Below are 20,162 nucleotides of genomic sequence, written 5' to 3'. Positions count from 1 at the left end.
GCCTACAAAGGATATTGCTCAGCGAATCGAAAGTATCTGTTCTATTTTCATCAACTGCCATAAACCATAACTCATTCAAACCGCGTAACAGGTATTCTTTTATAAAAATTCTGAATCTATCACAGTGTAATTACCAGAAGGTGCAAAAACATAAAAAGATCTCAGCCGAATCGCGATGAGATCTCTAAAATTCCATGTATCATTAATTACCTGTGTAAAGCATCTTTCAATGCAACTGCGGCTTGTTTTACAGAAATCTGAACTGCTGGTATATGGCTCAATGGATTGAGCATCCCGTAGTCGTGGATAAATCCTTTGTACTCTGTAACGGTTACCGGTACACCCGCTTCATCTAATTTCCTAGCATAAGCCAGACCTTCATCATATAAAATGTCGTTTTCGGCTAATTGTACCAATGCAGAGGGCAGACCTTTTAATTCTTCCAACGAAGCTCTGGCAGGGGAAGCATATTTGCCCTTGCGTTCTGCAAGATTCGGTGCATAATTATCCCACATCCATTTCATCAAAGGTGTTGTTAAGAACCGCTCTTGGGCATATTTTGTATAGGATTCCCTTGTGAAATCCGCATCTGTCACCGGCCATAATAATAACTGGAAACTGATTTTCGGCCCTTTTCTATCTTTTGCCATCAATGAAACAACAGCGGCCATATTACCTCCTACGCTATTCCCGGCAACGGCCAATCTTGAACTGTCCACTCCTAGTTCACGGCCGTGAAGCGAAACCCATTTTGTAGCGGCATAGGCTTCATTAATTGCCACCGGAAATCGGGCTTCGGGTGACGGTGTGTAATCCGGGAATACAGCAACTGCTCCGCTATTAACTACGAGGTCACGTACGAGTCTTTTGTGGGTTGGATAGTCACCTAATACCCATCCACCTCCGTGGAAGAACATAAATACAGGAACATCTTTTTTTGCCTCTTTGGCTTTTACAACATGGATTTTTACCGTAATCCCGTCCTGGGTGATTGTTCTTTCTGATTCTTCAATATCGGAGTAATCATAATTTACCGAGTTCTGAGCTCCCACCAACACTAAACGTGCATCTTTTGGAGACATAGTTTCAAGGGGGTCACCACCACCGCTGTTCAGTACCTTAAGAAATGCTTTGGTTTCTTTGGAAATACTCGGATCCTGATTTGCAGGAGGTTGTGCCGATGTTGCAAATAAGAACTTTTTCATCTTTATAAATATTTAGTTGTCAATGAATAATTTATAAAGCAAATTTACTGTGTGCCCCTTTTCCCTGCGAGGAGCTAACGCACAAAAAAAGTGTGATTTCCATCACACTTTAATATTTAATAATCTGTCAAAGCTATTTCAGGACAAGACAGTATTTTACAAGGGGAGGAATTTTAAATAAACCCGCACGGAACAGATGGGCAAGGATCTCGAACCCTGTTTTTGCATCTGTGATGGATTTATGTAGCAGACCAGGCAAAAGGCCTGAGAATCGTTGCTTCCCCACATTGCGCATTTTGTATTACCATCATAGCATACCCAGAAAAGTTATACAGAATGCGCAATGGAACAGATGGGATAGGCTCCTAAGTAACGGATTAAAAAACAGACAGTTGTACAGACAAACCAAAGAATATTGCTATACTTGTTTCCTAAAAGGTTATGCGCATATTTACGAGTTGGGCGCAAGTTGACCTAATAGAATGTTTGTCAGAAAAAGGACTATTTTTGATACATTAATAACAAATTGTTAAATAAACCTCTAAAAATTTGATATTATGAAACTTCAGAGAATCTACACTTCATTACTCACTACAGACCTTGCAATGGCCGAAGATTGGTATACTAAGCTACTTGGCCGTGGGCCGGATAACCGTCCGATGGACACGTTAGTTCAATGGGAGCTATTTGACCAAAGTGGATTGGCTCTTTCCACCGACAAAGAGATTGCAGGCAAAGGCGTGATGTTCCTTTACGTTGAAGATGTCGTTGCCGAACGCAATAGACTACAGGGCCTTGGCATCGTAATCGGGGACGACATTCAGGGTGATTATTCGACACTGGCACAAGTTCGTGACCCTGACGGCAACCTGCTCACTTTGGCGACACCACCCTCGCCTTCCTTTCCACCAGCCTGACGTTTCAAACAAAATAAATCTAAAAACAATAGCAGATTTAAAAACAGAAACGAATAAAAAAACCTGAGCCCAACATTGTATAAGCGTAATGCATGCTGTACGCTAAAATTGAGCACTTTTGCTCCTAAGAAACTTTGCGGTAGGCGTAAAGTGAATAGCTCCGAAGTCCCGCACTACGCTTATACTTGACCGTTAGCTGTAACCACTTACCGACTAACATAACGACAAATTGAGAAAAAATATGGAGAATTCAACATCGATAACAGACGCAATTTGGACACAATTTGGAGCAAGCCTCGATATGCTCGAAAATGCAATCAATATGTGTCCTGACGAACATTGGGAAACAGAATTAGACTTTTGGTATCTATCTTTCCATTGCATTTTTTGGACAGACTATTACTTATCGACAGAACCTCATAAATTTGAGCCACCGAAACCTTTTACTTTTTCAGAATTTGACCCTACAGGTAAAAAACCGGAAAGAACTTACACAAAGCCAGAGGTTCTTATCTACTTGGAACATTGCCGGCTGAAAGCAAATCGGCTTATTAGCGAACTAACACCAAACAGAATGAACGACCGTTGGATTAACGAACGCAAAAACTATTCTTTACTTGAAATTTTGTTGTATAATATGAGACATATTCAACATCATTCCGCACAGTTTAACTTGTTCCTTAGACAGACTATTGACAATGCACCGAATTGGGTAGGTCAAGCAAAGAAACTTGCCGAAAAATAGACGGTCAAAAATTAAACGGACGAAATGTGGCTACAACTAAAGGTTTTGCAATAGTGGGGCGAAACTGCAAAGTTCAACAGTTGTATTTCTATTGAACTTTCGTGCAAAATTGAAGATTTGTGCTTCGATTCCCCCGCCCTCGCAAAGCCCCGAACCGTTACAGGCAATGTTTGGCGACCGCACAACCCGACACTTGTAAAGCCCACGATGAACTGTCCACTAACGGGTATTTATAAGACTTTGTGCAAGACGTCAACAGCAGCTCTTGGCTAACTGGCCCATAACGATTGAGGTACGGCTAGAACTATTTTTTGGGCAGTTTCCATTTTCCAACCAATGCAGCATCAGGCCCACCTTCGATATTGTTAGACCACCATCCGCGAACATTATTGACAATATGAAATACTTCTTCCGGAGTTTGATCTATATATATGGTGGTTGTGAAATTTTAGCTTACGTAATTTTACTTTTTTTAGCGTTATCAAAATTATTTCATAAAGAAACAGACCAATTGTCACCTGTAAGGAGAATGTTTAGAAGGTCGATTTGGACAGATGAATTTTAGTCCTTCTGCATCATTCAATTCAGCAAAACAGGGATTGGGCTTAAAGTGCACAGCAATCAGTTAACTCCTTTGGGCAGTATCCTATAGGTCAAACTTGCACGTCCATCTTTAAGTTGTTCAACCTTCAGTAGTTTCAGCTCGTTAAGGTGTTCCATCTTTGCAAAAAGCGCTTTCCCTTCGCCTGCAATGAGCGGATACACCAATAGGCGGATCTCATCCACCAGTCCCGCTTCAATTAAGTTTGCTACCGTCTGGGCACCCCCAATAAGATAAATATCCTTGCCGGGCTGATGCTTCAGGGCAGCAACTTCATCCAAGCTACGTATAAAGTTCGTATTAGGCCATAGAGCGGAATCAAGCGTAGTCGACAGCACATAATGCGGTGTCTTTGCGGCAAAGCGGGCCCATTCAATTTCACCGGGCGTCGGCACCCTGCCGGTCATGGAGAGGCGGTTACCCGGTTCATTTTGTTGTATGGCGGTCCAATACTCCTCGTAGCCGCTTTCGTTGTACATTGTTCCGCCAAGCAGGCAGGCATCTATCTGCGGTGTCAGGCCGTAGTCTTCAGACCAGGCTGCTATCCAATCCGGGTCACCGTTGGGTCCCGCGATCTTATTATCAAGAGACATTTTCATTGCAGCGATCAATTTTCTCATGTCAGTTTATTTTTGTTTGATTGCCCCGGTCAGTATTTGCCAATTCATTATTGTGTGGCCAGGGCAATCCCTTTCCGGTTTCACAAAGCAATCTCAGGCTTCTGAGAAACATGGCCCAGTCGTATGTGCAAACAGCAAACCCTTCTGAATACGCCTTCCAGCCATTATGCTGAAAAGATAACACGCATCCATTATCACCCGGTTCGATCTCAAAAGAAATGGTAGTGCCTATCCAGGATGCATAACCCTCCAGACAAAGCCATGTAACCCGCTTCAAAGGCGTCAGCTCCGTAATTTTCATTTCTTTGAAGTATTTATTGTCAAAAGCAAAACGGGCAATAGTGTTCAATTCCGGCTTTGCAGTTGTGTTTTCAGTCCACCATCCCGACAATCCCTTTTCAGTAGTGATTGCATTGTATATTTTTTCGGCGGAAGCTTCAATTTTTAATCTGTGACGAATATCTGGCATAGCTGTAAATTTTATAAAGCAAATATCAGGTCTAAATATTACTTTTATGGGGTGCTAAATAGACTTTTAAAGGGGCTGATTTGGACAAACATAAATTCTATATCTGTGAAAAAAACGATGAAACATATTACCATTCTGGTTCCTGATGGAGAAGTTAATCTCAGCACCATAGTAGGTGCTTATCAAATATTTACCCGGGCCAACGCTTATTGGAAGGAAAATGACGGAAGGGACTTATTTAAAATTCAACTGGTGGGTGTTTCCCCCAAAGTGGATCTGTATGGTCGCCTGTTCGCTGTGCAACCACATACCCATATTGCTGCTATTGATCAGACGAACCTCATCGTTATTCCGGCCTTGATCCATAATTTTCAAAAGGCGATCAAACAAAATAAACTGATGATGGACTGGGCGAAAAAGCAATATAAAAATGGAGCTGAAATAGCTACTATGTGCACTGGTGCATTTTTATTGGCCTCCTCCGGCTTGCTGAACGGAAGAGCCTGCTCTACACATTGGTCTGATGCGGATACTTTCAGAACAATGTTTCCGGAAGTAAACCTGCAAACGGACAAATTGATTACAGATGAAAATGGCATTTATACAAATGGTGGCGCCTATTCTTTTCTCAATCTCCTCATTTACCTTATTGAGAAATATTTTGATAGGCAAACGGCCATTTTTTGTTCCAAAGAATTTCAGATAGAAATGGACAGACAAAGCCAGTCGCCGTTTATCATATTCAAGGGACAGAAGCTGCACGGCGATGAAATGGTGAAAGAGGCACAGGCTTATATTGAAAGCAACCTTGATGAAAAACTTTCGATTGAAGATCTGTGTTCAAAATTTGCCACAGGCAGGAGAAATTTCGACAGGAGATTTATCAAGGCTACAGGAAATACACCGCTTGAATATGCTCAGCGGGTAAAGATTGAAATGGCAAAAAAATCATTTGAAACCAGCCGCAAAACGGTTAATGAAGTAATGTACGAAGCGGGTTATTCAGACGTAAAGGCATTTCGGAAAGTTTTTAGGAAAATAACGGGAATATCGCCTTTGGAATATAAAGGTAGATATAACAGGGAAGGAATGAATTAAACACGGCCGACAAAAGTCACATGCCACTAACAAGGTGTTGCCATAAACAGGATTGACGGAAGTAATTCAACTCATCGGAGCACCCGGGCGGCATTCTCCCTCTTACGCCTTCAGGCCTAATCGCGCCAGGCCGGTGTCCGGTCGCATGCCTGGTGAGTTTCCCCCTGGCGCAGACTCTTTTGTGATTGCCCGCCCATTATAGGTATCTCCCTTTGCCGTCCGGCTGTGCAAACACACTATCCAATCGCTGCCGGACCGCATGGCGCGGAAGCCGAATGCGGAAAGCTCTCCTCGCAGGCTTGCGGTACCTTTCCGCACCCAGCTTTCCTTACCCGGCCTTAGCAGGGCCGCTTACCGCACAGGGCTTCAGATGGCATATCTGTCCCACCCGTAAATAATATGACTGAGCGAAGAAGGATCCGGCAACATGGTATGTCTCCTGGTCCCACTGTGCCACTCCATGCGCCGGATTCAACAAAAAATCTGTAGAACCTCGCTAGAACTGTTTTTTCGGATTTTGGGGCTTTGGTTGTTTTTTACACAAAAGTGCATAAAAAAACCCTTCTAACGTTAATTAGAAAGGCTTTATGTGGTACCAACTGGATTCGAACCAGTGACACAAGGATTTTCAGTCCTTTGCTCTACCAACTGAGCTATGGTACCTCCTGCAAACGAGCTTGTTAAAAAGCTTTTTTGTTTGTTTTGGGAATGCAAATGTAGTGTCTTTTTTGAATACACCAAAGTTTTAATCAAAAAAATATCAATTTTTTTTGCTCTTTAAACGCATAAACCTGATTAACAGCTAGAAAATTTTTGTTCGAGATCTACCTTAAATAACTCTCCACTTTTTTACACCAAAAAACAATGCGCAATCTCCATACGTTTCAAGAATAGCATTTCTTGAGTTGGTTTGTATTCCCGGTAAAAACACGCCCAATTTAAATTGCTTCTAAATTTTTATTATTATGCAAGCATAATAAACACATTTAACTAAATTCGTAAAAAAAACCTTTTGTTCACTATGATTAGCCAGTTGATATTCGCGGTAATCTTTATACTAGCAATCGCTTTATTTACGTATAACATACGGAAAATTGTCAGAAACATAAAACTTGGACGCCCGTTAAAACGCAGTGACCGTCCTAAAGAGCGCCTTAAGACTATGTTGCGTGTTGCTTTTGGTCAAAGTAAAATGACTAAACGCCCTGTAGCATTTGTATTACACCTGTTTGTTTATCTAGGCTTTGTTATTATTAACATAGAAATGCTAGAGATCGTGATCGATGGTCTTGCCGGTACTCATCGTGTGTTTGCTGGATTGGGAATACTTTATAATTTCCTTATTGCCTGTTTCGAATGGTTAGCCTTAGGGGTACTTGTGGGCTGCGCCATTTTTCTCATCAGAAGAAATATTATTCATGTCAAACGTTTCTTTGGCGTGGAAATGACCAAATGGCCAAGAACAGATGCAAATTTGATTCTGATAGCTGAAATCCTGTTGATGATCGCCTTTTTATCCATGAATGCGGCCGACTTCAAAATGCAATCCCTAAATCAGGAAACAGTTATTGGTTCGTTTCCTATTAGCCAGTGGTTAGTAAACTTACTGCCTGCTGACTTAGATGCACTGCACATTATAGAAAGATGCTGTTGGTGGTTTCATATTGTAGGAGTGCTTGCTTTTTTAAACTATCTACCCTATTCAAAACATCTGCATATCATTTTTGCCTTTCCCAACACCTATTTTTCCAATCTCCATCCCAAAGGACAATTCAGTAATATGGAGTCCGTTCAACATGAAGTAAAAGCTATGTTAGACCCCTCCTACACACCGCCGAGCACTGATCAACCCGTACGATTCGGCGTAAAAGATATTCAAGATCTAACCTGGAAAAATCTACTCGATGCCTATACCTGTACGGAATGTGGTCGCTGCACATCAGTGTGTCCGGCAAATATTACAGGCAAATTACTATCGCCAAGAAAAATCATGATGGATACGCGAGATCGCACAGCAGAAATAGGTAAGAACATCGATCATAATGGCAATTTCAGTGATGATGGAAAAGCGCTACTCGACGACTACATCAGCAGAGAAGAAATATGGGCATGCACGACCTGCAATGCATGTGTAGAAGCCTGTCCGGTAAATATTAATCCACTTGAAATTATTGTAAATTTAAGACAATACGCAATTATGGAAGAATCACAAGCGCCCTCAAGCATCAACGCTATGTTCGGCAATATCGAAAATAACGGAGCACCGTGGAAGTATGCACAAGCTGATAGAGCGAACTGGAGGGAAGTCAATTAGTTCAATAGAACAAAATACGTTTACATTAATCTATGGAATTAGCAGGCTGACAGCTAATTTCCTAATAGCCATAAAGCAAAAATAGACTACAATATGAGCGACGAAAAGATAATACAAGTACCCACCATGGCTGAAATGCTTGCTAAGGGAGAAATTCCGGAAATACTGTTTTGGGTAGGGTGTGCTGGCAGTTTTGACGAACGTGCACAACGGATTACCCGGGATATCTGCAAAATTTTATCACACGTAGGATTAAAATTCGCTATTTTGGGCACAGAGGAAGGTTGTACGGGTGACCCAGCCAAACGGGCAGGAAATGAATTCCTGTTTCAGATGCAAGCTATGATGAATATAGAATTGCTCAATGGCTATGAGGTAAAAAAGATAGTAACCGCCTGCCCACATTGCTTCAATACGATCAAAAATGAGTATCCGCTTTTAGGTGGACAATACGAAGTTATCCACCATAGCCAACTACTTCAGCAACTAATTGATGAGGGAAAATTAAAAGCCAGTGGAGGAGAATCTTTTAAAGGAAAAAGAATTACTTATCACGACCCTTGCTACCTTGGTAGATCCAACAATGTATATGAAGCTCCTAGAAAAACTTTGGAAGCGCTCGATGCACAACTTGTGGAAATGAAGAGATGCCGGAGCAATGGTTTATGCTGCGGGGCAGGAGGAGCACAAATGTTTAAGGAGCCTGAACCGGGAAAAAAAGACATTAATATTGAACGGATTGACGAAGCACTGAAAACGGAACCAGAGGTGATTGCAGCTGCCTGTCCTTTTTGCATGACCATGTTACGGGATGGCGTAAAAAACTATAATAAAGAAGAAGAAGTTCAGGTATTGGACATTGCGGAAATCACTGCAAGAGCGAATGGACTATAGCAGATAACAAGCCATTATGCCCAGCAATCAACTATAGTTCTTATAGCTGACGCTGAGCATAAACGACTAAGTTATTTTAATATGATCACTTCTACCCTTCTATTTTGCTGGCGGCCTTCAGCAGTACTGTTCGTGGCAACCGGCTTGCTTTTTCCATAACCCTTGGTAGTAACACGATTTTCACTCAGACCTATACTAACAGCATAAGTTTTCACAGAAGAGGCTCTTTTTTCCGACAACCATTGATTATAATCTTCTTCACCAGTCGAATCGGTGTGTCCATTAATCTGGATATTGGCATTAGGATAGTTTTTATTGATGTAAGCAACCATATTTTTCATGGTAACTTTAGCCTTTTCAGATAGGTAAGAAGAGTTCGTGGCAAAAAGCACATCAGACTCGAAGGTGAGTACAACTCCTTGATCGGTCTGTGAAACAGTTCCTCCATCAATATGCTCATCAACGCCGGAAGTAACCACCTCGGCACCATCATTTACGATCATTTTTTTGCTTTTACAACTGAAAAACAATGCTGACGCCGCTAACATTAAAAAAAAAGTAAATCTGTTCAATTTCATTCTTAAGTTTTTTAATTAATCTATGCTATTCCAAGGGCCTCCCGCCCGGGTATCTTAGGAAGGATACGATATCGTATCGCTAATTTCGCTAAATCCTAATTTTGCGTAAATTAACTCAAAAGAAGAATGAAAAACAAATGGTCTTTTACATTTAAATGCTAATCCCATATATAGGTCATAACGGCACCACTTGCCAAACTTGTCTCTACATATTTATTGTGATACTCAATATTAAAAGATCTGTTTTTATCGTCATCATTTACTATAACCAAAACCTTTTTATTTTCAGGTGTGATAAAGGCCACATTAGCCAGCCCGTCGATAACATTAGATCCGATTCTTTTGGACCCATCTGGTACAAATTTCGATGCGTGCCCAACGATATAGTAAGCGACGTTACGCTGTATCTTTTCACCATCAATGCTTAATGCGCCTAAACAGCTGGTACATCCACCATCCGTATGGGGTTTATAATCAGATGTTGCTGCTAAATTCCATTCAAGTACATTTCTAGACCAATTTCTGGTAGCCCCTATTATTAAGTTAGACACATGCCATTGGAGTTCTTTCGAGAAATCACCAGGCCCTCCTACCCACTGTTCAGTAAAGTACAGCTGCTTCTCCGGATGTGCTTTGTGTACCTCTGATAGCGCCTCAATACGACCACCATATAAATGGAAAGCTGACCCATCTATATATTTCGCTGCTTCCTCGTCATTTAAAATGCTGATTGGATAATCTGGGCGATCGGCATTATGATCATAAAGAATGATTTTTGTTGTAATACCGGCCTCTTTAAAAGCTGGCCCTAAAGCGCTTTTAATAAAGTCGGCTTGCTCAACAGCTTCCATCAACATGCTAGGATTATTTCCTGGGTGCAAAGGCTCATTCTGGATGGTAACGGCGTCTATTGAGATACCCTCATCGGCCATCGCTTGCACATATTTCACAAAATAATCTGCGTACACCCCATAATATTCGGGTCTTAACTTTCCACCAATCGTATTGTTATTGGTTTTCATCCATGTGGGGGCACTCCAAGGAGATCCCAAAATTTTAATCTTCGGATTGATTTTTACAATCTCTTTTAGAACCGGGATAAGCGTCTCCCGCTCTTTTTCTATAGAAAAGTGTTTTAAGGTTGGGTCTTTCTGTCCTGCCGGTAAATCATTGTATGAAAAAGTAGATGCGCTGAGATCGGATGCACCGATACTTACACGCAGATAATTGATACCTATGCTATTTTCTTCCCTTCCAAATAACTCACGTAAAAGTACAGAACGCTGGTCTTCAGGCAATGCCTGAATTAAATCAGCACTTCCTCCCGTAAGTGTAAAACCGAAACCATCGATATCCTGATAAACTTTGTTATCGTCTATAGTAATCGTGGGTAAATCATTCGACTTTTCAACGAATGCTAACGCAGGCTGTCTAGCCAATAACGCTTTTTGATCACCAGTTGTTAAATACGGAACGACACCTTTACTATCTTCTTCCGGAGATTCTGATGAAGGGTTATTGCACGCAGCCATATTCAATAAGGCAAACAGCATCAATAAGAAAAAATTAAATCGCATTTGTTTGTAGGGTTAAAAGTAAACACAAGGCGGGAAACCTTTACTTCCCGCCAATAAAATGGTAAAGTTAGTATCCCGGGTTTTGATCCAGTTGTTGATTTCTATTGATTTCCTGCTGCGGAATAGGCAGCAACAACTTCTCTTCGGTCATATTATAATCTACCGCATTACCCGTACGTAAATCTATTTCCTGTAGATCGTTCATCACCTCTATAGCTAATCCCGCTCGTTTCAGGTCGTCCCAACGTTGCCCCTCCTGACATAGTTCTAAGCGCCGTTCCTCGAGAATAGCCAATTTTAGCGTTGTTTGATCACTCGCCGTCGACGCTGCTAATCCAACACGCTGACGCACCTGATTCAGCGCTTCCAGCGCTTCCGGAACTCTACCCAATTCATTGAGCGCTTCTGCTTTTAACAACATGATATCTGCTAACCTCAGCATATATTGCCTATTAGTGCTCGCCCAGCCGCTGGCACTCTTCCATTTATAAGCGAAGGGGACAGACGAACCCGAAGCATTTCCCCAGTATTCATCCAACCAGCCTACATTTTCAAAGAGTATACTGCTCGACTTTCTTGTTTCGTCCGACGCACGATCAAATGCGGCAACCAGATCGGTAGATGGCGTAATGAACTTGCGCCAGGTATCGCCACTTATGGATGGTGGAAGAAGCATCTGCGGCCCCCAATTCCCTTCGTTAGCGCCAACAAACTGTATTTCTAAAATAGACTCTGCATTGTTGTAATGCGCCCCATCGAACAGTTCAGCGAAATTAGCTAATAAGCGATAATTGGCAGGACTATTAATCACCGCATCACAATGTTCGAGTACTTTACCGTAGTCCCTATCTGCCTTTTGTGCATATACTTTTGCCAAGAGTGCGTTTGCGGCCCCTTTAGTAGCTCTAGCCTTGTTGACGCTGTTTTCTTCGGATAAGCGATCAGGCAAATACGAAACGGCCTGTTCAAGATCTGCTAGGATCTGTTGATATACCTCAGCTTCCGTATTCCTGGGAAGTTGTATGGCATCCGGTGCGGTAGACGCTGCTGGTTCCAGCACCAGGGGAACGCCCCCAAACATTTTCACCAGATTGTAATAATGATTAGCGCGCAAAAAGAGTGCTTCGCCCAAAATCTGCTCGCGTCTGCCTCCCTCGTCTAAGCTCGGATCATCGATAACAGGCACTTCTTGTAATATCGTATTGGCACGAAGAACACCTACGTAAAGCTGGCTCCAATTGTTGAATAGTCGGCCATTGGTAGGAACCAACTGTAACCTGTCTACCGCAAAGATCTCCGGATCATCTCCTCCTGCATAATAATTATCGGCCATAACATCACTAAAAATCACATTATCCCAAATATAATATTCTTGCTGTAGTGCATCGTACGCTCCTGTTAATGCAGCTTCTGCTTCTTGAAGGCTGGTATATGCATTTCCAGAGGTAGCTTCCGAAATGGGATTTAAATCGGTAAACTTATTACATGATGTTAACCCAGAAGTGATCCCCGTTACTGTCACGAATAGGGCAATATATTTAGCTTTCATAAATCAAATCCTTAAAATGAAACATTAAGTCCAAAAATGATGTTTCGGGTCTGTGGATAGGTACCATAATCGATACCTATAAAAGTGTTCTTACTTTGCGTAGCGTCGTTCACATTGGTAAATGCGTTTACCTCTGGATCAAAACCTTTATAATCGGTTATCGTGAAAAGGTTTTCTCCAGTGACATACAAACGTACATTACTTATCTTAATCTTATTTAAAAACTGTTCAGGCAAGTTATAACTCAGGGTAGCCGACTTTACGCGGAGGTAAGAACCGTTTTCTACAAAGCGCGTGGAATTTCTTGAATTCGCGATGTTATCGGCCACTGCCCGTGGAATCTGTGTTTCTTGCCCAATACTTGTCCACCTATCCAAAACAGCCGCCGTCTGATTCTTGGCATCGATCATACCCTCGGCCTCTACGCGAGTACCATTGTAAATATCATTCCCTTGGCTTCCCTGTAAAAAGATACTTAAGCCGATATTCTTATAGGAAAAAGTATTGGTCAAGCCATAAATGAAATTCGGGTTTGGGTTACCAATGATCCGGCGGTCGGACGCAGAAGGTGAACTGCTCGAAGTACCATCGTTTGTCAAATATAGGGCATCACCCGTTTGCGGATCAACACCGTTAAAAACATAACCATAAAACATGCCTATCGGTTGGCCGATCGTTGTATAGCTCACTTCGTCTCTGCCGGATATATTGGCTCCAAAAATATTGATTCCGCCCAATTCGGTTACCTTATTGCGATTAAAGGAAATATTAAAATCTGTTTCCCATTTAAAGTCGTTGACAAAGTTTCTGGAATTTACCTGAAACTCCAATCCTTTATTTTCTAATGCACCGGCATTCTGCAGTGCCACATCAAAGCCTGTGGAGCGCGGAACAGGAACATTTAACAATAAGTCATTTGTCTTTTTCAGATAGGCATCTACACTGAAATTAAGTCTTGCATTGAAAACACTTACATCAATACCGATATTCGTTTGCTGCGTTTCTTCCCATTTTAAATCATCATTCTGTAAAGTAGAAGGACGCGTTCCCGGTAAGATCTCTCCTCCGATAGGGTAATTAGCATCACTGGCCACCCTTCCCCAATAAGCGTATTCTCCTACGTTATCATTTCCTACAACTCCCCACCCGGCACGCAGTTTTAAGTCATCCAGCCAAGAAACATGCTGCAGAAAACGCTCCTGCGATAAGCGCCACCCGGCAGAAAATGAAGGAAAATAGCCCCACTTGTTGGAAGGTCCGAAGTTGGAACTGTTATCTGCCCTAAAATTCGCCGTTAATAAATACTTTCCTTCAAAATCATAATTTATCCTTCCGATAATGGATGCATTGGCCTTTTCCCTTTTCGCCACATTCGCAACCTGGATAATGGAGCCACCATTTGGTGTAACGATTGATGTGCCAGAGAAATTAGTGCGCTCGATCTCACTGTTTTCCCACTGTGTTTTTTGCGCCACCATTCCAACCAAAGCCCCAAAATTGTGTTTATCCACTTGTTTGTTATAAGAGAGGGTATTATCTGCAATCCAGTAACTCATCTGGTCTGTGTTATAGCGACCGATACCATTTCTAGCCCTTCCGTAACTGGTACGTATGGGGTCCAGAAAATAATCGTACACCCCGTTACCTGCATCGATACCGAAGTTGCTCCTGAATTTCAATCCGGGGAGGAAAGTAACTTCTGCATAAGCATTACCAATAACCCGTTGATTGCGGTATCCCCGATCTGAGCCATCTGTAAAGGCCAGTGGGTTCTCCCAATCTTGAAAAGGATTGCTTGTAAATGTACCGTTAGCATTATAGATGCCGATATTTTGTGGCGTTGATAGTATCCCCATAATTACTCCGCCTTGATTAACCGCTTGGTTATCCGCAACGTCTACATCATGGTATCGGGTATAGCCAACATTAGTCCCTAAAGTTAACCAGTTGTTCACCTCTTGCTCAAGATTTACTTTGAAATTGTAACGATCTGTCTCGGAACTGCGAACGGCTCCTTTCTGTTTCATCCATCCACCCGAAATATAATAAGTGGTTTTGTTGCTCTTTCCTGAGACAGCTAACTGATAGTTCTGTGACGCACCATTTTGAAATACCTCATCCTGCCAATTGGTATTGGCTGTGTATTGATCCCAGTCTGTATTTCTACCTAACTCGGTCATGAGTTGACGATACTGATCGGCATTCAGGACATCTAATCGACGCCAAACAGATGAAAAACCGCCATAAGCATTTAATTCAACCCTAGGCTTACCTTCCTTTCCTTTCTTGGTAGTAATCAACACCACACCATTGGCCCCCTGTGCACCATAGATGGCAGCAGAAGATGCATCTTTCAGGATTGACATACTCTCAATATCTGCCGGGTTGATGGAACGGGTATCGGCAATAGGCACGCCGTCCACCACGTACAATGGGTCACTGCTAGAGGTAATGGAACTCGTACCACGGATACGAATATTCAATCCAGCATTGGGCTTTCCTCCTGGTGAAGATACTTGTACTCCAGCGGCCTTCCCCTGTATAATACTACCGAATTGGGTATTCGGTCGTGACTCAAACGCTTCCTCGGTTACTAATCCCACCGCACCGGTGATATCCCCCCTTCGCTGCGTGCCATAACCAACTACGACCACCTCATCTAATTCCTGATCAAGTGATTCTAGCACTATTTCAAAATCGTTCCTCCCCGTGACCGCTTCCTCTCTACTTACGTAACCTACATAAGTAAAAACCAAAATCGCATCGGGAGCAACCTGCAAATTAAACTGCCCATCTCCATCCGTCGTAACACCTGTGCTTGAGCCTTTCACTCGGACGGATACGCCTGGCAGGACTTCCCCGGCATCATCTTTCACGATGCCTCTTATAGCTGACTGCTGGCTATAAGCAATAGCGGTAACGAAAACAAGGGAAATCAGTAGTAAATATTTCCTCCACATAGTTTAATAAAATTGGTTTAATGAATATAAATGTTGTTAGCCCGGTATTCCAACCAATAGCATACCGGCAGCAAATATAGAGAAGAAAGCTAGTTAAAAACAAACATTATTATACATAAAATACTGACAATTAGATGTTTATATACATATTGATACGCTTTAACACCGAAATAATGAAAGGTATTCTTTAGTTGTTTATCAGGTATTTATGTATTCAGAAGCAAAGTGTGTAAAACAGACACCATGATACGCTTCTTTACCATAGCATTTTTTACAAAACCCAGAAAAGAAAATTGCGATACCTCCAGGTCAAACGAGCAATTCGCTCCACCCCTGTGTTTCCGAAGCATTTCGAAAAGTCATTTTCTTTTGCTCCATCTGTTGTTTTATTTTTTTACTATAAGCCCAGCAAGTGCTTTGCCTAATACCTAAAACTTCGGCCAATTTGTGGGAGGATATTCTACCTTTGGTGGAATACAGGAGATAAATCAAATAAAAAGATTTATTAATGGGGATACGTACATGTTGCAAAACAGTGTGGGCAGTAGCAGATTCTTCATAACCACAATGGGCACAGCGCCTACTATGTGGTAAGTGTCCGATGTAGAACGCCGTAGCAGCACATTTTCTACAGCAGTATCCATTCTTCCATTTGAGACCTGCTAAAAATCGTAAGCAACTTTCCTGATCGGGATAAGCTTTACTGAATTCTTCAAAATCCAATCCCTTAGACAATGCTCTGGCACGTGTAACTTCTTCTACATTTACCTTCAACAATGCGTTGTCTTTATTTAACAACGCATTCATCCGAGTTATTTCATTCTTTTGTTCTTCAAGAAGCCTATTAGCTGCTGACAGCGCGAGGTTTTGCTCTGAAATAATATGCGATTTTTCCACCAACTCGCTGGTTCGCTCTTTCACTTTTTGTTCTAAATCCTTATTTATACTGTCTTTAAGTTCCTGATTGATCTGCATCTGTTTAATGGTCAATTGCTGCGCTTTATCTCTACTATTTTTCATGACGCGCACCCGGTCTCCCACAGCTAAAGAAAGGAAAGTCATTTCGAGTATAAAACAAAAACTCATGCAGTAATAAGAAACGATCCCAAAATTCAGCCAGGTGAACCCTAACATAATCATCAATTTTATGCTATAGCCAATGAATAAAAATCCATAACCAATGACAAAATAACGTGCAGGTCTATACCCTCTCCACCAGATATAAATTCCCGAGCCAAACGCCATTAACAACGGGATTGCCTCCATGAATTTATAATTCAATAAACTTCTATGCCATAACAATGCGTACAGCAAGTATAAGATACGGAGTCCAATAATTACTGAAATAATGGTGTTTAACTTTGGTGCTTTACGTTGCAATAACAGTAGACGCTGCGTAAAGAGTAACGCCGACACACTCATTAAACAAAGTACCACGCCAAAAGCATATTGATTCCATGCTGACCAGTTAGGCCATAAATAGTGATAGGCGATGCCATCGGTGCACATTTCAAAAAGTGCAACACATAACATATAACAGACATAGTAAAGATATGCCCGCTGCTTCACCGCGAAGAACATGATCAGGTTATAGAATGAAAACACCAGAATCATTCCATAAAATATACCAAAACTGAAATACTCCCCCAGCGCATACTCAACAAAAAAATCTATTGAACGTACTACGATAATGGCGTCAACCAGCTGTCGGGATTGAATTCTGAAGTAATAATCCTGTTGTCCTTTTAAGTCCTGATAAAGTGGTATTACAAAGTTTTTATGTAAAAACGGCCTTTTGGAAAAAGCATAATTATCGCCTAAGACCAATGTATCAAAACCTCCGGCATTATTGGGTAAATAAGCTTCGATCTCGTCTATTGTCTGATCAAAAAACTCTAAAACAAATAATTTTTCTGGGCTAATATGGTGGTCGATCGTTATTTTGTACCAATAGTATGCGTGAATATCCTCGTTCTGTGGAGTGCTCCTATCATTTAGCTGAAAACGCGCAGCCATTTCAGGCTGTAAAACATCCTTAAAACTAAGCATTCCTCGTTCATCTTTAAGAGATCGAAGTTCTCCAAAGGTAAACATATGTTGCTCGACGCTATCTGTTAAAACAACTGGCTGCTGCCCTCGTACCTTCCATACGGAACACAGTAGCATTGTTACTATTAAAATGACGCTTGTGTAAGCATTACATTTAGGCATCCACAAAGATACTATTTCGGTAATCAAATGTTTTGTAGTCAAACCTATTCTTCCTTTTGCTGTTCTTTATAATAGGATGAAATAGCTTGGATATATCAAAAATTGATTGTTATGAACAATGATAAACCTAATAATAGAAAAAATCAGGATATCCCAAATGATCAGGCCGATAGGGGGTACATCCATAACCTTAAGTATAACAAAAACACCGACAGTTTTGAGTACGATATTGAAAACGATCCCAAAACATACCCCAATGAAGAAGCTGAATATCAACATGACGACCCATATGACACCGTTGCTCCCCAGGGAAAGGATGATAATTCCGACTGGGATGAAGCAAATCTCTATGTAGGGGATGAATACGATAAAAACAAGTCGTTGGAAACCGACATAGATAGTTTAGGAATGCATATCGACAAAGGTAGAATAACAAAACTAAAAAAGGCAGATAAAGAGATTTCCAAAACACCGGAAGATCTCAGAGACGATCTAGATGAAGAGGGATACCCAAAAAGAGAGCCTTAGTTTAGTTAATTGCAACGTCAACGTTGAAGTACTTGCGAATATATATTAGTCGAATCCCAGATTAAAATCTTGTCGTAGCTTTTCAACGAGCGGATTTTTGGCGAGCATTGCTTGGTATTTTTCCTGATTGGTATAAGGTTTGCGAACCACATTCGACTCCACCTGTACGGGAATCAGGTCAATAGCAAAATTCTTAAGTTTCACCCTAAGGTCATTTAAAATCTCTATTTTTGATATCGTCAGCAAATTTTCTTGTATCGCATTTTCAACAATAACTTCTATTTTATGATCATCCCGTAATTTGGGAGCATTTGCAGTCATCAACGTAAATAAAGTGATCTTATTTGTTGCCTTGGCTTGATCTGCATAAGCATGCCAAACCTTCATAAAATTCTCATAGTCAAAACTTTGTCTTTCGGCCCCCATTATATATTCGGGTTCCGCATTAGGATCATCCTCTTTTTTATCCTTAAACACATCGTTTAGGTTAGGAATTGAAGAAGAAAGTTTAATATCCTTAAAACTAGGTATTTTCACTTTGGTAGGTTGGGGTGTCTCTCGTTCGTTTTCCACTTTTTCAACGTCCCCTGGATATTCTTTTTGCGGGCTAGGATTTAGTGGTTCTTGCTTAGAAACTGAAGGCGTTTCGGTTACTGCCGCATCAGGCTTTTTTTTTTCCGGTTCCTGCCGGTTTAAATTATCATTCGTAGCACTACTAAACTGAACAGCTGTCTTGATATGACACATCTTTAAGAGGGCAAGCTCCACCTGCAAACGTTGGTTTTTACTCGTGCGATAGTTAATTTCGCATTGATTGGCGATATTCAATGCAGATAATAACAGCCCAACTGTGGTCTGTTGTGATTGTTCCAAATAACGTGCCCTAATATTTTCACTTACTTCCAACAACTTCAACGTACTGGCATCTTTACCCACCAATAGATTTCTAAAATGTGATGCCAAACCATTAATGAAATGATTACCGTCAAAACCATTTAATAAGATTTCATCAAAAATTACCAGTGCGCTGGCGGCATTTTCTTCAAGGATGGCGTCTGTAAGTTTAAAATAGTAATCGTAATCCAGAATATTGAGATTATCTATTACCGCCTGGTAGTTAACATTCTTGTTAGAGAAACTAACAATCTGATCAAACATCGATAAGGCATCCCGTAAACCACCGTCTGCCTTCTGTGCAATCAGATGCAGACCATCGCTATCGTAAGCAACACCTTCTTTGGCCGCGATATTAGCCAGGTGCTGGGCAATATGCTCTATCTTGATTCTATTAAAATCAAAAATCTGACAGCGCGATAATATTGTCGGCAATATCTTGTGTTTTTCTGTAGTAGCCAGAATGAAGATCGCGTAGGTAGGTGGTTCTTCCAATGTCTTCAGAAAAGCATTGAATGCTTGCGTGGATAACATGTGTACCTCATCGATGATGTAAATCTTATATTTACCTGTTTGAGGTGGTATCCTCACCTGTTCAATCAAACTTCTGATATCATCTACTGAATTATTCGAAGCGGCATCCAATTCATGGATACTAAAAGAATTACCCTGCTGAAACGATCTACATGAGTCACACACTCCGCAAGCCTCCACTTCCGTGGTTAGTTGCTGACAGTTAATTGTTTTTGCTAAAATACGCGCACAAGTAGTTTTGCCAACACCACGAGGTCCGCAGAACAAAAAGGCCTGAGCCAATTGGTTGTTCTTAATTGCATTTTTAAGCGTTCCAGTGATGTGCTGCTGCCCAACGACCGTTTCGAAGGTTGAAGGACGATATTTTCGTGCAGAAACAATAAAATTATCCATCGCCACGAAGGTACGCATTTTGGCAGAAATTAGCCAATGCTTCGCTGTTGGTAATTTCAACTTACTCAGGCATAA

Annotated in this window: 15 protein-coding genes and 1 tRNA gene; 6 read left to right on the top strand and 10 right to left on the bottom strand. The window is 41.3% G+C overall.

The genetic code is table 11. From position 1 onward, the window contains the following. Positions 1-206 precede the first annotated feature (206 nt). Positions 207-1,205, bottom strand: a complete 999-nt coding sequence (locus H8S90_RS12415; protein ID WP_187342817.1) for an alpha/beta hydrolase — start codon at positions 1,203-1,205, stop codon at positions 207-209. A 557-nt stretch (positions 1,206-1,762) separates the two neighbouring features. Here H8S90_RS12415 and H8S90_RS12410 point away from each other — a divergent pair. Both H8S90_RS12410 and H8S90_RS12405 read left to right on the top strand, forming a co-directional pair. Then, positions 1,763-2,122 (top strand): VOC family protein, encoded by a 360-nt coding sequence (locus H8S90_RS12410; protein ID WP_187342816.1) that lies wholly within the window; start codon positions 1,763-1,765, stop codon positions 2,120-2,122. Positions 2,123-2,363: 241 nt separating this feature from the next. After that, positions 2,364-2,867 (top strand): DinB family protein, encoded by a 504-nt coding sequence (locus H8S90_RS12405; RefSeq protein ID WP_187342815.1) that lies wholly within the window; start codon positions 2,364-2,366, stop codon positions 2,865-2,867. A gap of 621 nt (positions 2,868-3,488) precedes the next feature. Here the strand turns inward: H8S90_RS12405 and H8S90_RS12400 are convergent. Next, positions 3,489-4,088: a dihydrofolate reductase family protein gene (locus tag H8S90_RS12400; protein ID WP_187342814.1), complete on the bottom strand. Its 600-nt coding sequence runs from the start codon at positions 4,086-4,088 to the stop codon at positions 3,489-3,491. Position 4,089: 1 nt separating this feature from the next. Then, positions 4,090-4,557: an SRPBCC domain-containing protein gene (locus tag H8S90_RS12395; RefSeq protein ID WP_187342813.1), complete on the bottom strand. Its 468-nt coding sequence runs from the start codon at positions 4,555-4,557 to the stop codon at positions 4,090-4,092. Between the two features lie 117 nt (positions 4,558-4,674). On the opposite strand from H8S90_RS12395, the gene H8S90_RS12390 reads away from it, so the two are divergent. Beyond that, complete coding sequence (locus tag H8S90_RS12390; RefSeq protein WP_187342812.1) at positions 4,675-5,655, top strand: GlxA family transcriptional regulator; 981 nt, start codon at positions 4,675-4,677, stop codon at positions 5,653-5,655. Between the two features lie 590 nt (positions 5,656-6,245). Here the strand turns inward: H8S90_RS12390 and H8S90_RS12385 are convergent. Next, positions 6,246-6,318: transfer RNA gene (locus tag H8S90_RS12385), tRNA-Phe, on the bottom strand. A gap of 358 nt (positions 6,319-6,676) precedes the next feature. Between H8S90_RS12385 and H8S90_RS12380 the strand changes: the two genes are divergently transcribed. Both H8S90_RS12380 and H8S90_RS12375 read left to right on the top strand, forming a co-directional pair. Then, positions 6,677-7,969, top strand: coding sequence for a (Fe-S)-binding protein (locus H8S90_RS12380; protein WP_187342811.1), 1,293 nt, complete (start codon positions 6,677-6,679; stop codon positions 7,967-7,969). Positions 7,970-8,062: 93 nt separating this feature from the next. After that, positions 8,063-8,863 (top strand): (Fe-S)-binding protein, encoded by an 801-nt coding sequence (locus H8S90_RS12375; protein WP_187342810.1) that lies wholly within the window; start codon positions 8,063-8,065, stop codon positions 8,861-8,863. 71 nt (positions 8,864-8,934) lie between these two features. Here H8S90_RS12375 and H8S90_RS12370 read toward each other — a convergent pair whose 3' ends face one another. The 5 genes from H8S90_RS12370 to H8S90_RS12350 all read right to left on the bottom strand — a co-directional run bounded on the left by H8S90_RS12370 (position 8,935) and on the right by H8S90_RS12350 (position 17,693). Further along, positions 8,935-9,441, bottom strand: coding sequence for an OmpA family protein (locus H8S90_RS12370; protein ID WP_187342809.1), 507 nt, complete (start codon positions 9,439-9,441; stop codon positions 8,935-8,937). A gap of 158 nt (positions 9,442-9,599) precedes the next feature. Further along, positions 9,600-11,018 (bottom strand): glycoside hydrolase family 30 beta sandwich domain-containing protein, encoded by a 1,419-nt coding sequence (locus tag H8S90_RS12365; protein WP_187342808.1) that lies wholly within the window; start codon positions 11,016-11,018, stop codon positions 9,600-9,602. Between the two features lie 67 nt (positions 11,019-11,085). Continuing rightward, entirely contained in the window at positions 11,086-12,567 is a 1,482-nt protein-coding gene (locus H8S90_RS12360) for a RagB/SusD family nutrient uptake outer membrane protein (RefSeq protein WP_187342807.1), read from the bottom strand. Between the two features lie 11 nt (positions 12,568-12,578). Next, positions 12,579-15,527, bottom strand: coding sequence for a TonB-dependent receptor (locus H8S90_RS12355; RefSeq protein ID WP_187342806.1), 2,949 nt, complete (start codon positions 15,525-15,527; stop codon positions 12,579-12,581). A gap of 309 nt (positions 15,528-15,836) precedes the next feature. After that, the gene (locus tag H8S90_RS12350) at positions 15,837-17,693 is read right to left on the bottom strand and encodes a 7TM diverse intracellular signaling domain-containing protein (RefSeq protein WP_255501931.1); all 1,857 of its coding nucleotides are present in this window, start codon (positions 17,691-17,693) and stop codon (positions 15,837-15,839) included. 156 nt (positions 17,694-17,849) lie between these two features. Between H8S90_RS12350 and H8S90_RS12345 the strand changes: the two genes are divergently transcribed. After that, positions 17,850-18,266 carry a hypothetical protein gene (locus H8S90_RS12345; RefSeq protein ID WP_187342805.1) on the top strand — a complete coding sequence of 139 codons (417 nt, stop codon included), beginning with the start codon at positions 17,850-17,852 and terminating at the stop codon, positions 18,264-18,266. 45 nt (positions 18,267-18,311) lie between these two features. Here H8S90_RS12345 and H8S90_RS12340 read toward each other — a convergent pair whose 3' ends face one another. Further along, the gene (locus H8S90_RS12340; RefSeq protein ID WP_187343031.1) at positions 18,312-20,087 is read right to left on the bottom strand and encodes a DNA polymerase III subunit gamma/tau; all 1,776 of its coding nucleotides are present in this window, start codon (positions 20,085-20,087) and stop codon (positions 18,312-18,314) included. Positions 20,088-20,162 lie beyond the last annotated feature (75 nt).

This window comes from Olivibacter sp. SDN3, from assembly GCF_014334135.1.
GTDB lineage: Bacteria > Bacteroidota > Bacteroidia > Sphingobacteriales > Sphingobacteriaceae > Olivibacter.
This window is presented reverse-complemented; position numbering and strand designations above follow the sequence as displayed.

What these genes read in the sequence shown, in the direction of transcription:
- H8S90_RS12415 (WP_187342817.1), bottom strand. Translation starts at nt 1,205, where the DNA reads ATGAAAAAGTTCTTATTTGCAACATCGGCACAACCTCCTGCAAATCAG.
- H8S90_RS12410 (WP_187342816.1), top strand. Translation starts at nt 1,763, where the DNA reads ATGAAACTTCAGAGAATCTACACTTCATTACTCACTACAGACCTTGCA.
- H8S90_RS12405 (WP_187342815.1), top strand. Translation starts at nt 2,364, where the DNA reads ATGGAGAATTCAACATCGATAACAGACGCAATTTGGACACAATTTGGA.
- H8S90_RS12400 (WP_187342814.1), bottom strand. Translation starts at nt 4,088, where the DNA reads ATGAGAAAATTGATCGCTGCAATGAAAATGTCTCTTGATAATAAGATC.
- H8S90_RS12395 (WP_187342813.1), bottom strand. Translation starts at nt 4,557, where the DNA reads ATGCCAGATATTCGTCACAGATTAAAAATTGAAGCTTCCGCCGAAAAA.
- H8S90_RS12390 (WP_187342812.1), top strand. Translation starts at nt 4,675, where the DNA reads ATGAAACATATTACCATTCTGGTTCCTGATGGAGAAGTTAATCTCAGC.
- H8S90_RS12380 (WP_187342811.1), top strand. Translation starts at nt 6,677, where the DNA reads ATGATTAGCCAGTTGATATTCGCGGTAATCTTTATACTAGCAATCGCT.
- H8S90_RS12375 (WP_187342810.1), top strand. Translation starts at nt 8,063, where the DNA reads ATGAGCGACGAAAAGATAATACAAGTACCCACCATGGCTGAAATGCTT.
- H8S90_RS12370 (WP_187342809.1), bottom strand. Translation starts at nt 9,441, where the DNA reads ATGAAATTGAACAGATTTACTTTTTTTTTAATGTTAGCGGCGTCAGCA.
- H8S90_RS12365 (WP_187342808.1), bottom strand. Translation starts at nt 11,018, where the DNA reads ATGCGATTTAATTTTTTCTTATTGATGCTGTTTGCCTTATTGAATATG.
- H8S90_RS12360 (WP_187342807.1), bottom strand. Translation starts at nt 12,567, where the DNA reads ATGAAAGCTAAATATATTGCCCTATTCGTGACAGTAACGGGGATCACT.
- H8S90_RS12355 (WP_187342806.1), bottom strand. Translation starts at nt 15,527, where the DNA reads ATGTGGAGGAAATATTTACTACTGATTTCCCTTGTTTTCGTTACCGCT.
- H8S90_RS12350 (WP_255501931.1), bottom strand. Translation starts at nt 17,693, where the DNA reads ATGCTACTGTGTTCCGTATGGAAGGTACGAGGGCAGCAGCCAGTTGTT.
- H8S90_RS12345 (WP_187342805.1), top strand. Translation starts at nt 17,850, where the DNA reads ATGAACAATGATAAACCTAATAATAGAAAAAATCAGGATATCCCAAAT.
- H8S90_RS12340 (WP_187343031.1), bottom strand. Translation starts at nt 20,087, where the DNA reads ATGGATAATTTTATTGTTTCTGCACGAAAATATCGTCCTTCAACCTTC.